12 protein-coding genes are annotated in these 13,469 nt (G+C 63.3%); all 12 read right to left on the bottom strand.

Annotation, left to right across the window (positions count from 1 at the left end):
* Positions 1 to 5: 5 nt before the first annotated feature.
* Genes AA098_RS05270 through mraZ form a run of 12 tightly spaced genes read right to left on the bottom strand, consistent with a single transcriptional unit; the run spans position 6 to position 13,396 of the window.
* A complete protein-coding gene (locus AA098_RS05270; RefSeq protein ID WP_003251863.1) occupies positions 6 to 962 on the bottom strand; it encodes a D-alanine--D-alanine ligase in 957 nt (318 codons plus the stop codon).
* Positions 959 to 2,407, bottom strand: a complete 1,449-nt coding sequence (gene murC, locus AA098_RS05265) for a UDP-N-acetylmuramate--L-alanine ligase (protein ID WP_003251860.1) — start codon at positions 2,405 to 2,407, stop codon at positions 959 to 961. Before murC ends, AA098_RS05270 begins: the two co-directional genes overlap by 4 nt.
* The gene (gene murG / locus AA098_RS05260) at positions 2,400 to 3,479 is read right to left on the bottom strand and encodes an undecaprenyldiphospho-muramoylpentapeptide beta-N-acetylglucosaminyltransferase (RefSeq protein WP_003251858.1); all 1,080 of its coding nucleotides are present in this window, start codon (positions 3,477 to 3,479) and stop codon (positions 2,400 to 2,402) included. Before murG ends, murC begins: the two co-directional genes overlap by 8 nt.
* Positions 3,469 to 4,683: a putative lipid II flippase FtsW gene (ftsW, locus tag AA098_RS05255; protein ID WP_003251856.1), complete on the bottom strand. Its 1,215-nt coding sequence runs from the start codon at positions 4,681 to 4,683 to the stop codon at positions 3,469 to 3,471. Before ftsW ends, murG begins: the two co-directional genes overlap by 11 nt.
* Positions 4,680 to 6,026 (bottom strand): UDP-N-acetylmuramoyl-L-alanine--D-glutamate ligase, encoded by a 1,347-nt coding sequence (gene murD / locus AA098_RS05250; protein ID WP_003251854.1) that lies wholly within the window; start codon positions 6,024 to 6,026, stop codon positions 4,680 to 4,682. Before murD ends, ftsW begins: the two co-directional genes overlap by 4 nt.
* Before the next feature lie 6 nt (positions 6,027 to 6,032).
* Complete coding sequence (gene mraY / locus AA098_RS05245) at positions 6,033 to 7,115, bottom strand: phospho-N-acetylmuramoyl-pentapeptide-transferase (RefSeq protein ID WP_003251852.1); 1,083 nt, start codon at positions 7,113 to 7,115, stop codon at positions 6,033 to 6,035.
* Entirely contained in the window at positions 7,115 to 8,482 is a 1,368-nt protein-coding gene (gene murF / locus AA098_RS05240; RefSeq protein WP_054888615.1) for a UDP-N-acetylmuramoyl-tripeptide--D-alanyl-D-alanine ligase, read from the bottom strand. The genes mraY and murF overlap by 1 nt, the downstream gene beginning before the upstream one ends.
* Positions 8,475 to 9,962, bottom strand: coding sequence for a UDP-N-acetylmuramoyl-L-alanyl-D-glutamate--2,6-diaminopimelate ligase (locus AA098_RS05235; protein WP_064615168.1), 1,488 nt, complete (start codon positions 9,960 to 9,962; stop codon positions 8,475 to 8,477). The genes murF and AA098_RS05235 overlap by 8 nt, the downstream gene beginning before the upstream one ends.
* Positions 9,962 to 11,707: a penicillin-binding protein 2 gene (locus AA098_RS05230; RefSeq protein ID WP_167398619.1), complete on the bottom strand. Its 1,746-nt coding sequence runs from the start codon at positions 11,705 to 11,707 to the stop codon at positions 9,962 to 9,964. The genes AA098_RS05235 and AA098_RS05230 overlap by 1 nt, the downstream gene beginning before the upstream one ends.
* Positions 11,707 to 12,000: a cell division protein FtsL gene (ftsL, locus tag AA098_RS05225; protein ID WP_003251845.1), complete on the bottom strand. Its 294-nt coding sequence runs from the start codon at positions 11,998 to 12,000 to the stop codon at positions 11,707 to 11,709. The genes AA098_RS05230 and ftsL overlap by 1 nt, the downstream gene beginning before the upstream one ends.
* A complete protein-coding gene (gene rsmH / locus AA098_RS05220; RefSeq protein ID WP_003251843.1) occupies positions 11,997 to 12,944 on the bottom strand; it encodes a 16S rRNA (cytosine(1402)-N(4))-methyltransferase RsmH in 948 nt (315 codons plus the stop codon). The genes ftsL and rsmH overlap by 4 nt, the downstream gene beginning before the upstream one ends.
* Positions 12,941 to 13,396: a division/cell wall cluster transcriptional repressor MraZ gene (gene mraZ, locus AA098_RS05215; RefSeq protein WP_064613912.1), complete on the bottom strand. Its 456-nt coding sequence runs from the start codon at positions 13,394 to 13,396 to the stop codon at positions 12,941 to 12,943. The genes rsmH and mraZ overlap by 4 nt, the downstream gene beginning before the upstream one ends.
* Positions 13,397 to 13,469: the final 73 nt, after the last annotated feature.

The raw sequence follows: 13,469 nt of genomic DNA, 5'->3' as shown, positions 1-13,469 counted from the left end.
GGTTATTAACCTCGCGTCGCCACGCTTTCGGCCAGGATTGCCAGCACCAGTTGCTGGAAGTCCAGGCCAGCCGCGCGGGCCGCCATGGGCACCAGGCTATGATCTGTCATGCCTGGTGCGGTGTTGACTTCGAGCAGCCAGAACTGGCCCTGCTCGTCCTGCATCACGTCCAACCGCCCCCAGCCTTCGATGCCAATGGCATCGCAGGCGCGCGCGGTCAGGTCGATCAGTTCCTGTTCCTTGACGCTATCCAGCCCGCACGGGATGCGGTACTGGGTATCGTTGGCGATGTACTTGGCGTCGTAGTCGTAGAACACGTGCGGCGTACCCAGGGCGATCGGCGGCAGCACCTGGCCGCGCAGTACCGCGATGGTGAACTCCGGACCGTGGATCCACTGCTCCACCAGTACCTGGGAATCGTATTTGGCGGCGTCCTGCCAGGCGGCGACCAGTTCCTGGGCGCTGTTCACCTTGGCCATGCCGATGCTAGAGCCTTCATGGGCGGGTTTGACGATAAGCGGGAAGCCCAGTTCCGTACTGGCCTGCAAACAATCGCTTTCGCTCGCCAGCACCGCGTGGCGTGGCGTGGGAATGCCCAGGCTCTGCCACACCTGCTTGGTGCGCAGCTTGTCCATCGCCAGCGCAGAAGCCAGGATGCCGCTGCCGGTGTAGGGGATGCCCAGGCACTCCAGCAAACCTTGCATGCTCCCGTCTTCACCGCCACGGCCGTGGAGGATGATGAAGGCGCGGTCAATCTTCTCGCTCTGCAGGCGTGCGAGCAGGTCGTCACCGACGTCGATGCCAACCACGTCGACGCCGGCAGTGCTCAGCGCATCGATCACTGCGGCGCCAGATTTCAGCGACACCTCACGCTCGGCGCTCTTGCCACCGTACAGCACGGCGACGCGGCCGAACGCCTTGACGTCCAGGGTCGACTGCAGCTTGTCGTAGGCGCTGGTCATTTCGACTTCTCCTGCTTGGCGCCTGCGAACAGCGGGCTTTTCATCAACTGCGGGGCCAGGCCGCCGACATCACCGGCACCCTGACAGATCAAAATGTCGCCAGCGCGCAGCAGTGGCTTGACCAGCGGTGCCAGCTCGACGCCGCGCTCGATGTAGATCGGGTCCAGCTTGCCGCGCTGGCGGATGCTGTGGCACAGCTGACGGCTGTCGGCACCGGGGATCGGCTCTTCGCCGGCCGGGTAGACCTCCATCAGCAGCAGCACGTTGGCATCGCCCAGCACCTGGACGAAATCGTCGTACAGGTCGCGGGTGCGGCTGTAGCGGTGCGGCTGGTAGACGATCACCAGGCGGCGGCTTGGCCAGCCACCGCGCACAGCCTTGATCACCGCCGCCACTTCGGTGGGGTGATGACCGTAGTCGTCGACCAGCATCACACTGCCGCCTTCGACCGGCAGCTCGCCGTATACCTGGAAGCGACGACCGACACCCTGGAAGCCGGACAGGCCCTGGACGATGGCCTCGTCAGTAATGCCTTCGTCAGTGGCGATGGCGATGGTCGCCAGGGCGTTGAGCACGTTGTGGTTGCCGGGCATGTTCACCGAAACCTCCAACGGCTCGCGATCACGGCGCAGCACGGTGAAGTGGGTCTGCATGCCCTGCTGACGCACATTGATGGCGCGGATGTCGGCCTCTTCGCTGAAGCCGTAAGTCACGGTAGGACGCTTGACCTGCGGCAGGATCTCGCGAACCACCGGGTCGTCCAGGCACATCACCGCCAGCCCATAGAACGGCAGGTTGTGCAGGAACTCGACGAAGGTTTTCTTCAGCTTGTTGAAGTCACCTTCGTAGGTCGCCATGTGGTCGGCGTCGATGTTGGTGACAACCGCGACCATCGGCTGCAGGTGCAGGAAGCTGGCATCGCTTTCGTCTGCTTCAGCGATCAGGTAGCGGCTGGTGCCCAGCTGCGCATTGGTACCGGCAGCGGTAAGACGGCCACCGATAACGAAGGTTGGGTCCAGGCCACCGGCGGCGAACACTGAAGCCAGCAGGCTGGTCGTGGTGGTCTTGCCGTGAGTACCGGCAACGGCCACGCCATGGCGGTAACGCATCAGCTCGGCGAGCATCTCGGCACGCGGCACCACCGGAATGCGCCGCTCCAGTGCGGTGGCAACTTCCGGGTTGGCCGGGTTGATGGCGCTGGACACCACCAACACATCGGCGGTGGCAGCGTTCTCGGCGCGGTGGCCGACGAAGATCTCAGCGCCAAAGGACTCCAGGCGCTCGGTCACCGGCGAGGCTTTAAGGTCCGAACCGGACACTTCATAGCCCAGGTTCAGCAACACTTCGGCAATACCGCACATGCCCACGCCGCCGATGCCGACGAAGTGAATGCGGCGAATACGGCCCATCTTCGGCTGGGGCATGGCTTTCTGGCTCTCAACCATGGGCCACCTCCAGGCAGATATCGACCACGGTGCTGGTTGCAGCAGGTTTGGCCAGGCGCCGTGCGGTGCCAGCCATGACGTTGAGTTTCTCGGGTTGCATCAGCACCTCGTTCAGGCGTTCAGCGAGTTGCGCTGCGCCAGTTGTCGCTTGTGGCATCAGGAAGGCAGCGCCTTCGCGGGCCAGATATTGGGCGTTGTGGGTCTGGTGATCGTCGATCGCGTGGGGCAAAGGCACCAGCATCGAAGGCAGGCCTGCTGCCGCCAGTTCGCTGACAGTCAGGGCACCGGCCCGGCACACCACCAGGTCGGCCCAGCCATAAGCCTGGGCCATGTCGTTGATGAAGGGCTCTACCTGAGCCTCGACGCCCACCTCGTGATAACGCTCGGCGGTGATCGGTGCGTGCTGCTTGCCTGCCTGGTGGAACACCTCTGGCCGCAGCGCCGCGGGCACTTCAGACAGGGCCTTAGGCAACAATTTGTTCAATGGTTCCGCACCCAGGCTGCCACCGAGCACCAACAGGCGTGCGCGGCGCTCGCCCAAGGGCACGCGTTGCGCGTCCATGAAGAGTTCCGGGCGCACCGGGTTGCCGGTGGTGCGACGCTTGTCGCTGGCCTCGAAGGTGTTCGGGAAAGCTTCGCAGACCCGCGCCGAGAGTGGCACCAGCAACCGATTGGCGGTACCGGCCCTGGCGTTCTGCTCATGGATCACCAGTGGCACGCCGCACAGCCGCGCGGCCACGCCGCCCGGGCCGGTCACATAGCCGCCAAAGCCCAAGACACATACGGGCTTGAGCTGGCGAATGATGCGCCGTGCCTGCAGCACGGCCTTGACCAACGTGAAAGGCGCCTTGAGCAACGACAGCTTGCCCTTGCCGCGCAAGCCGCTGACCTGAATCAGGTGCAATGGCAAACCCGCCTGTGGCACCAACTCGTTCTCGATGCCACGCGGGGTGCCCAACCAGTGCACGCTGTAACCGCGCTTCTGGAACTCACGGGCGCAGGCCAGCGCCGGGAATACGTGCCCCCCGGTGCCGCCGGCCATGATCAATACATTTTTGCCTTCAGCGGCCATGACTGGTCTCCTCGGCAAAATCGCTTTCGCTGAATTCGTGCTCCTCACTGCCCAGATGCGTGCGGCTCTCCCACTCGATGCGCAGCAACAGGCCTACGCAGGCGCAGCAGATCACCAGCGAGCTCCCCCCGTAACTGAGAAACGGCAGGGTCAGGCCCTTGGTCGGCAGCAGGCCGACGTTCACACCGATGTTGATCAGGAACTGGCCAATCCACAGGAAAGCCAGGCCGAACGCCATGTAGGCGGCAAAGAACTGTTTGGCCTTCTCGGCCCACAGGCCGATGTACAGGGCGCGCACGGTGACGAACACGAACAGCGCGACGGTCAGCAGCGAGCCGACCACGCCCAGTTCTTCCGCCAGGACCGAGAACACGAAGTCGGTGTGCGCTTCAGGCAGGTAGAACTGCTTCTGCACGCTGTTGCCCAGGCCAACGCCCAGCCACTCGCCACGGCCGAAGGCGATCAGTGCCTGGGTCAGCTGGTAGCCGGAGCCGAACTGATCGGCCCAGGGGTCGGTGAACGTAATAAGGCGCGCCATCCGGTAGGGCTGCGCCTGGACCAGGACAAATACCGCCAGCACCGCCAGCACCACCATCAGGCTGAAGCGGAACAGCCCCACCCCTCCCAAAAACAACATGGCCGCCGCCGCGCCCATCATCACCACCGTGGCGCCGAAGTCCGGTTCCATCAGCAGCAAGGCGGCCATGGGCAGCAGTACGATGAACGGCTTGAAGAAGCCCATCCAGGTTTCGCGCACCTCGGTCTGTCGGCGTACCAGGTAGCCAGCCAGGTAGATGACCACGAACACCTTGGCGATTTCCGAAGGCTGCACGTTGAAGAAGCTGAAACCGATCCAGCGCATGGAGCCGTTAACCTCACGGCCGATACCCGGCACCAGGACCAGGACCAGCAGGCCGAAGGCGCCAAGCAGCATCATGAAGCCCATGCGCTGCCAGGTGGCGATCGGCACCAGCATGGTTGCACCGCAGGCCACCAGGCCGAGGAACACGTACACCAGGTGGCGGAACATGTGATACAGCGGGTTGCCGGACTGTACAGCAGCCACTTCCGAGGAGGCCGAAGTGATCATCACCAGGCCCAGGCCCAGCAAGGCCAGGCAACCGGCGAGCATCGGGAAGTCCAGGTCGACGCCACGGCCGCTGATCAGCGGCGACGGGTAGGGTTTGAAGATGCCGAAGATCATGCGAGACCTCCCGCTGCCTGGGCGAACAGACGCCCCCGTTCCTCGAAGTTCTTGAACATGTCGAGGCTGGCGCATGCTGGCGACAGCAGCACGGCATCGCCGGCCTGGGCCAGTTCGGCACACTGCTGTACGGCATCGTCAAGCGTCTTGACCCGAACCAGTGGCACGGCATCGCCCAAGGCCTCGGCCAGGCGCTCGGCATCACGGCCGAGCAATACCACGGCGCGGCAGAAACGCTTGACCGGCTCGCGCAGCGCAGTGAATTCAGCACCTTTGCCGTCACCACCGGCGATCAGCACCAACTTGCCTTCAATATCGGCGCCCAGGCCTTCGATGGCGGCCAGGGCAGCACCGACGTTGGTGGCCTTGGAATCGTCGTACCAGTTCACGCCATTACGCTCGCGTACCCACTGGCACCGGTGGGCCAGGCCACCGAACTCGCGCAGGGCCGCGAGCATGGGCTCGAACGGCAGGCCGGCAGCATGCCCCAGGGCCAGCGCCGCCAGGGCGTTGCTCTGGTTGTGAGCACCGCGAACCTTCAGTTCACGCGCCGGCATCAGCGTCTGGAACTCGAACGCCAGGTATTTTTCACCGTCCACTTCACGCAGGCCAAACGCTTTGAAGTCGGGCGAGTTGAGGCCGAAGGTCCAGCATGGTCGGCCTTCCACCGGCAGCGGCCGGCTCAGGGCGTCCTGGCGGTTGACCACCACCTGGCGGGCACCGCGGAAAATCCGGTGCTTGGCCAGGTGGTAGGCCGGAAGGCCGCTATAGCGGTCCATGTGGTCTTCGCTGATGTTCAGAACAGTCGCCACTTCGGCGTTGAGCTGGTCAGTGGTTTCCAGCTGGAAGCTGGAAAGCTCCAGCACGTACAGCTCGATGTCATCGGCCAGCAGGTCGAGCGCCGGGGTACCGAGGTTACCGCCCACGGCCACGCGTTTGCCGGCCTTGGCGGCCATTTCACCGACCAGCGTCGTGACGGTGCTCTTGGCGTTGGAACCGCTGATGGCAATGATCGGCGCCTTGGCATGGCGAGCAAACAGCTCTATGTCGCCAGACAGCTTCACGCCACGCGCGGCCGCCTGCTGCAAGGCCGGCGTGGCCAAGGCCAGACCGGGGCTCACGTACAACTCGTTGGCGCGGCACAGGAAGTCCACGTCCAGTTCACCACAGCGCACTTCCACCTGCGGGTAATCACGGCGCAGGGTTTCCAGTTCCGGCGGTTGCTCGCGGGTATCGGCGACCGCAAAGGCAATGCCCCGGCTCGCCAGGAAGCGAACCAGGGACATGCCGCTCTTGCCGAGGCCGACAACGATGCGGAATTGGTCGGAAGCGATCAAAGACACGCTCATCTACCTCAGTTTCAGGGTTGCAAGGCCAATCAGTACCAGGATCACGGTGATGATCCAGAATCGGACGATCACCCGGGGCTCTGGCCAGCCCTTGAGTTCAAAGTGGTGGTGGATCGGCGCCATGCGGAACACGCGCTTGCCGGTCAGCTTGAAGGAAGCGACCTGGATGACCACCGACAGGGTTTCCACCACGAAGATGCCGCCCATGATGAACAGCACGATTTCCTGGCGCACGATGACGGCGATGGTGCCCAGCGCGGCGCCCAGCGCCAGCGCGCCGACGTCACCCATGAACACTTGCGCCGGGTATGTGTTGAACCACAGGAAGCCCAGGCCGGCACCGATCAGCGCGCCGCAGAACACGATCAGCTCGCCCGAGCCCGGCACGTAGGGGATCAGCAGGTACTCGGCAAACTTCACGTTACCCGACAGGTAGCAGAAGATGCCCAGCGCGCCGCCGACCATCACCGTCGGCATGATTGCCAGGCCGTCAAGGCCATCGGTGAGGTTGACCGCGTTGCTCGAGCCGACAATGACGAAGTAGGTCAGTACGACGAAGCCGACGCCCAGTGGAATGGTGACATCCTTGATGAACGGCAGGATCAGCGTGGTCTCGACGCTGGTTGGCGCCGTCTTGTACAGGAACACTGCCGCCGCCAGGCCGAACACCGACTGCCAGAAGTACTTCCAGCGGCTTGGAAGGCCACGGGAGTTCTTTTCGATCACCTTGCGGTAGTCATCGACCCAGCCAATGGCACCGAACGCCAGGGTGACGATCAGCACAACCCAAACATAGCGGTTGCTCAGGTCGGCCCACAGCAAGGTGCTGACGGCGATGGCCGACAGGATCAGCGCACCACCCATGGTCGGGGTGCCAGACTTGGACAGGTGCGATTGCGGGCCGTCGTTACGCACGGCCTGGCCGATCTGGCGAATTTGCAGGGTACGGATCATCCAGGGGCCCAGCCACAGCGCCAGGGACAATGCGGTCAGTACGCCAAGAATCCCGCGCAGGGACAGGTACTGAAAGACCGCAAAGCCTTTGTGGAACTGTTGCAGATACTCGGCCAACAGCAGCAGCATTAATGTTTCTCCCCGCTGGCACCGCACAATGCCGCTACGACGTTTTCCATCGCAGCGCTGCGCGAGCCCTTGATCAAGATAGTGGTGTCACTGGCATTCTCGGCGCTAACCGCATCGATCAGCTCAGCTTGAGTAGCGAAATGGCGGCCATTGGCGCCGAACGCCTTGACCGCATGTGTCATGTTGGAACCCACTGCGTACAGGGCGTCGACCTTGCCACGCGCGTAGTCACCCACCTGACGGTGGCCTTCTTCCGCCCATTGCCCCAATTCGCCGATATCCCCAAGCACCAGAACGGTGCGTCCGGAAAAGCCGGCGAGTATATCAATGGCTGCGCACATAGAGGTGGGATTTGCGTTGTAACTGTCGTCGATTACCCGTACCCCGTTCGGCGCGATCTGCGCCACGGTACGCCCCTTGACCGGTTGCACCGCAGCCAGGCCGGCGGCGATGCCGCTCAGGCTCAGACCAACGGCATGTGCAGCGGCGGCGGCGGCCAAGGCATTGCTGACGTTGTGTTCACCCAGCACATTGAGTTGCACGGCTACCGTTTCACCGGCGCCATGCAGGGTGAAGGACGGGCAGCCACGGGCATCGCGACCAATGTCTGAAGCGTGGAAATCGGCCTTCGGGTTGCTGCGTGCGAAACTGACAACCTTGTGCGCACCGGCACGCACCTTCCAGATATCAAAGGCTTTGTCGTCCAGGTTGAGAATGGCAATACCGCCTTCGCCCAAGCCTTCGAGAATCTCGCCCTTGGCTTCGACGATCTTGTCCGGGCCGCCGAATTCGCCAACGTGGGCAGTACCGGCATTGTTGATGATGACCACCTGCGGTTGCGTCAGGCCCACGGTGTAGCGGATTTCGCCAATGCGCGAGGCGCCCAGTTCGATCACTGCTGCGCTGTGCTCCGATGCGATCTCCAGCAGTGTCAGCGGTGCACCGAGGTCATTGTTCAAGTTGCCGCGGGTAGCGTGCACCAGGCCACGGGTACGCAGGATGCTGGCGAGCATTTCCTTGACCGTGGTCTTGCCGCTGGAACCGGTAATGGCCACTACAGGCTTGTCGAAAGCCGCGCGGTTCAGGGCGCCGAGCTGACCCAGTGCTACCCGGCAATCCTTGACCAGCAACTGTGGCAGGTCGACACCGACCACTTCACGCTCGACCAGGGCAGCCACTGCGCCTTTGGCTTTCACATCCGCCAGGTAGTCATGGCCATCGAAACGCGGGCCGGCCAGGGCGACGAACAGTTGCCCGGCGCTTACACTGCGGCTATCGATGCTGACGCCGGTGAACGTGGCGTCGCCACCGATGTGTTGACCCTTCAGTGCTGTGGTCAGCTGGCTGAGTGACAACGGCTTAAGCATGTGGAGCCTCCCAGGCTGCAAGTGCCTTTTCGGCTTCGGTCAAATCGGAGAAATCATGGCGCTCGCCATTGATCTCCTGGTAATCCTCGTGCCCCTTGCCGGCCAGCACGATCACGTCGTTGGCAGCGGCGGTGGCAATCAGGTGCGCAATGGCTTCGCCACGCCCGGCGACGAACTCGACGTCGTCAGGCCTGGTGAAACCGGGGCGAATGTCATCGAAGATGCGCGACGGATCTTCAGTGCGCGGGTTGTCGTCGGTGACCAGTACGCGGTCGGCCAGGCGCTCGGCCACTTCGGCCATCAGCGGGCGCTTGCCGCGATCACGGTCACCGCCGCAGCCGAACAGGCACAACAGTTTGCCATGAGCGTGCGGGCGCAGGGCCTCGAGTACTTTTTCAAGTGCATCCGGCGTGTGCGCATAGTCGACCACCACCAGCGGCTTGTCGCCGCCACCCAGGCGCTGCATGCGGCCTACCGGCCCCTGCAGTTGCGGCGTGACCTTGAGGATCTCGTCCAGCGCATAGTCCAGCGCCAGCAGGGTCGCGACAGCGGCCAGCATGTTGCTCAGGTTGAAGCGACCCAGCAGTTGGCTGCGCAAGATACGCTCACCTTGGGCGGTGACGAGGGTAGCGCGCACGCCATCGTCACTGAATACGGCTTCGCGGCAGAACAGCGAGGCTTCAGGGTTTTCCAGGCTGTAGCTCAGCAGCCGGGTTTCGATATGGTCGACACTCGGGCGACGCGCGAAGTCGGCCGCCAGACGACGACCAAAGTCGTCATCCAGGTTGACCACCTGGCAACGCAAGCTCGGCCAGGCGAACAGCTTGGCCTTGGCGGCCTCATAGGCTTCCATGCTGCCGTGATAGTCGAGGTGGTCGCGGGACAGGTTGGTCATCACCGCGATGTCGAATTCCAGTGCGGCAACCCGGCCTTGCTCCAGGGCATGGGAAGACACTTCCATGGCCACGGCCTTGGCGCCGCCTTTCTTGAGGTCGTTGAGGGTCGATTGCACGGCAATCGGGTCGGGCGTGGTCAGGCGGCCGCTCTGCAACTCGCCGTAGAAACCGGTCCCCAGGGTGCCAATCAGACCGCAGCGCTGGCCAAGCAGGTCGAGCGCCTGGGCTACCAGTTGGGTAACGCTTGTCTTGCCGTTGGTGCCGGTCACGCCGACCAGATTCAACTGGCGACTCGGTTCACCGTAGAAGCGCCCGGCGATATCTGACAGCTGAGCGATCAGGCCTTTGACCGGAATCAGCGGCGCATCGGTCAGCGGCAGCACGTTGGCACCCTGCTCTTCGTAGGCCACGGCGGCAGCGCCACGGGCCAGGGCATCGGCGATATGCTCGCGGCCATCGACCTTGGCACCCGGCACCGCCAGGAACAAGTCACCCGGGCGCACATTACGGCTGTCCAGGGTCAGCTCACGAATCAATGGATCACGGCTGGCGTGGGCGAAAAGTTTGCTTAGTGGCATTGTCATCATCCACGCCCTCCCTTGGCGGCTGCTGCATTGACTTGCGATTGCACGGCGGGTGCAGGTGCAGGTGGCGGCAGGTTGTCTGGCGGCACGTTCATCAGGCGCAGGGTGCCGGACATGACCTTGCTGAATACAGGCGCCGATACCAGACCACCGAAGTAGCCGCCCTTGCCCGGCTCGTCGATGACCACAACGATGGCGTAGCGCGGGTCGCTCATTGGCCCGAAGCCGGCGAACAGCGAGCGGTAGGCGTTTTCGGTGTATCCCTTGGCACCCACGGTGGCCTTACGCGCGGTGCCGGACTTGCCGGCCACGTGATAGAACGGCACCTGGGCACGGAAGACGCCGCGCGGCGCTTCGATCACCTGCTGCAGCATGCCTTGAACGGTTTCGGCGACATCCTTCGGAATGGCCTGCACGGCTTCCGGCGCCTTGTCGACCTTGATGATCGACAGCGGCACCATCTTGCCGTCGTTGGCCAGCGCCGCGTAGGCATGCACCAGCTGCAGGGCAGTCACCGATACGCCGTAGCCATAGGACAGGGTTGCGGTCTCGGCCTTGCGCCACTCACGGTGGTTGGGCAGGTTGCCGACACGCTCACCCGGGAAGCCAAGGCCGGTGTACTGGCCCAGGCCGACCTGGGACATGACCCGGTAGATGGCCTCGCCGCCGATGTCGAAGGCGATCTTGCTCATGCCAACGTTACTGGAGTTGATCAGGATGCCGGTCAAATCAAGAATCGGGCCCTCGCTGCGCGACACGTCCTTGATGGTGTAGCGACCGATCTGCAGGCTGCCAGGGTACACCTCGACCTTGTCGGTAGTCTTCCAGCGGCCGCTCTGCAACGCCGCACTCATGGAGATCGGCTTGACCGTGGAGCCCGGCTCGAACACGTCGATGATCGCCCGGTTGCGCATGGCCGCCGGGAACATGCTACGGCGGTTGTTGGGGTTGTAGGTCGGCTGGTTGACCATGGCCAGGACCTCACCGGTCTTGACGTCCATGATCACCAGGCTGCCGGCCTTGGCGTCCTGTTCGGCAATGGCATTGCGCAGCTCGCGGGTAGCCAGGTACTGCAGGCGCAGGTCTATCGACAACGCCAAGGTCTTCCCGGCCTTGGCGTTCTTGGTTACCTGAATGTCCTTGATCAGCCGGCCGCGCCGGTCCTTGATCACCTGGCGCTTGCCGGGCACACCGGCCAGCCACTCGTCATAGGCCAGCTCCACCCCTTCACGACCGTGGTCGTCGAGGTCGGTAAAGCCGACCATGTGTGCAGTCACATCACCGGCCGGATAGAAGCGGCGGAATTCTTCCAGGCCGTACACACCAGGCACTTTGAGGTCGAGCACGTGCTGGCCCTGCTCGGGGGTCAGCCCCCGGACCAGGTAGATGAACTCTTTGTTGGCCTGCTGGGTCAGGCGCTCGATCAACTGCTGCGGGTTTTGCCCCAGCGCAGCGGCCAATTGCGGCCAGCGCTCCCTGGAGGCCTGCATCTCTTTGGGGTTGGCCCACAACGTGGTGACCGGGGTACTCACGGCCAACGGCTCACCGTTGCGGTCGGTAATCAAGCCGCGGTGCGCCGGGATGGGGATGTGACGCAGGCTGCGTGCATCGCCCTGGCCCTTGAGGAAGTCACGGTCAACCACCTGGAGGTCGATGATGCGCCAGCAAATGGCGCCGACCATGATCGCCAGCAAGCCGATCACTACGCGGAAGCGCCACGGGTAGAGTGCGCCTTCGAGCTTCATCATGGCGCCACCATCCGGACTTCGTCAGCTGATGGCACGCGCATCTTCAACTGCTCGGAGGCCAGGCTCTCGATGCGGCTGGCAGCAGTCCAGGTACTCTGCTCAAGAATCAGCCGGCCCCACTCGGCCTGAGCCTTGTCGCGCTCGTTCAATTCACCGTACAGGGTGTTGAGCAGTTGACGGTTCCAGTGCGCACTGTAGGACACGGCAATGGCCGAAACCAGCACGCCGACAAACAGCAGAAGCATCAGGAAGCTTCCGCCTGGCAAGGGTTTGGCAAGTAGCCTGCTCACCGCAGCTTCTCCGCCACGCGCATCACGGCGCTACGCGACCGCGGGTTGGCCTTGAGCTCGGCCTCGGAGGCGAACTGAGCCTTGCCGATGAGCTTGATTTTCGGCTCGAAGACCTTGTGCTGAACCGGCAGGTTGCGCGGCAGGTTGTCGGCCTCACCCTTCACCAGCTTGCGCATGAACAGTTTGACGATACGGTCTTCCAGCGAGTGGAAACTGATGACCGCCAGGCGACCACCGACTTCGAGCGCATCGAGCGCAGCCTCAAGGCCAGCCTCCAGGTCGCCCAGCTCGTTGTTGACGTGAATGCGAAGACCCTGGAAGGCACGGGTAGCCGGGTTCTTGCCCTTTTCCCATGCCGGGTTGGCCACTTTGAGCACCTCCGCCAGGTCGGCGGTACGGGTGAAGGGCTGTTTTTCACGGCGCTCGACCACGGCACGCGCCATGCGCCCGGCAAAACGTTCTTCGCCGTACTCCTTGAAGACGCGGGCGATTTCTTCCACGGGCGCAGTGGCGATGAACTCGGCGGCACTGATGCCCTGGTCCGGGTTCATGCGCATGTCCAGCGGGCCATCATTGAGGAAGCTGAAGCCACGCTCTGGGTCATCCAGCTGCGGCGAGGACACGCCCAGGTCCAGCAACACACCACTGACCTTGCCGTGCAGGCCGCGCGCTGCGACTTCCGCACCCAGCTCGGCAAAACTGCGCTGCACAATGACAAAGCGGCCGTCTTCGGCCGCCAGCGCTTGCCCCGTGGCAATCGCCTGTGGATCTTTGTCGAAGCCCAAGAGCCGCCCTTGCGGCCCGAGCTTGCTGAGAATCAGACGGCTGTGTCCGCCACGGCCGAAAGTGCCGTCCAGATAGCAACCGTCGGCGCGCAGGGCCAATGCCTCGACAGCTTCGTCGAGCAGGACGGTAATGTGGTTGAAGCCGCTATCTATGGTCACAGGATCAGGTCACGCAATTCGTCGGGCATGGCGCCCGGTTGTTGAATAGCTGCAAGGTCAGCTGCCGAAACCGCGTTCCAGGCATCTTCATCCCACAGCTGGAATTTGTTCAGTTGCCCCACCAGCATCGCCTTCTTGTCGAGCTTGGCGTACTCACGCAGGCGGGGCGGCACCAGGAAACGCCCGCTGCCATCGAGCTCCAGGTCAACCGCATTACCGATCAGCAAACGCTGCAGGCGGCGGTGTTCCTCACGCAACGATGGCAAGGCACGCAACTTGGCTTCTATCTGTTCCCACTCATCGAGGGGATAAACACACAAGCAGGGGTCTACGGCGTCAATGGTCACGATCAGTTGGCCATTGCAACGTGAGTCGAGCTCGTCACGGTACCGGCTCGGCATGGCGAGACGGCCCTTTGCATCGAGGCTGACGGCGTTGGCTCCGCGGAACACGGCTGTGATTCCCCACAATGTTAGCTTTTTTGTGTCAGAAAACCCACTTCATCCCACTTTCTGCCACTTGCGC

The organism is Pseudomonas sp. JY-Q (assembly GCF_001655295.1).
In the GTDB taxonomy this organism is placed as follows: Bacteria; Pseudomonadota; Gammaproteobacteria; order Pseudomonadales; family Pseudomonadaceae; genus Aquipseudomonas; species Aquipseudomonas alloputida.
This window is presented reverse-complemented; position numbering and strand designations above follow the sequence as displayed.

Excerpts from the sequence above, each read along its gene's own strand:
- mraY (WP_003251852.1), bottom strand. The coding sequence starts at position 7,115 with ATGCTGCTGCTGTTGGCCGAGTATCTGCAACAGTTCCACAAAGGCTTT.
- murF (WP_054888615.1), bottom strand. The coding sequence starts at position 8,482 with ATGCTTAAGCCGTTGTCACTCAGCCAGCTGACCACAGCACTGAAGGGT.
- ftsW (WP_003251856.1), bottom strand. The coding sequence starts at position 4,683 with ATGATCTTCGGCATCTTCAAACCCTACCCGTCGCCGCTGATCAGCGGC.
- AA098_RS05230 (WP_167398619.1), bottom strand. The coding sequence starts at position 11,707 with ATGAAGCTCGAAGGCGCACTCTACCCGTGGCGCTTCCGCGTAGTGATC.
- murG (WP_003251858.1), bottom strand. The coding sequence starts at position 3,479 with ATGGCCGCTGAAGGCAAAAATGTATTGATCATGGCCGGCGGCACCGGG.
- murC (WP_003251860.1), bottom strand. The coding sequence starts at position 2,407 with ATGGTTGAGAGCCAGAAAGCCATGCCCCAGCCGAAGATGGGCCGTATT.
- AA098_RS05235 (WP_064615168.1), bottom strand. The coding sequence starts at position 9,962 with ATGACAATGCCACTAAGCAAACTTTTCGCCCACGCCAGCCGTGATCCA.
- AA098_RS05270 (WP_003251863.1), bottom strand. The coding sequence starts at position 962 with ATGACCAGCGCCTACGACAAGCTGCAGTCGACCCTGGACGTCAAGGCG.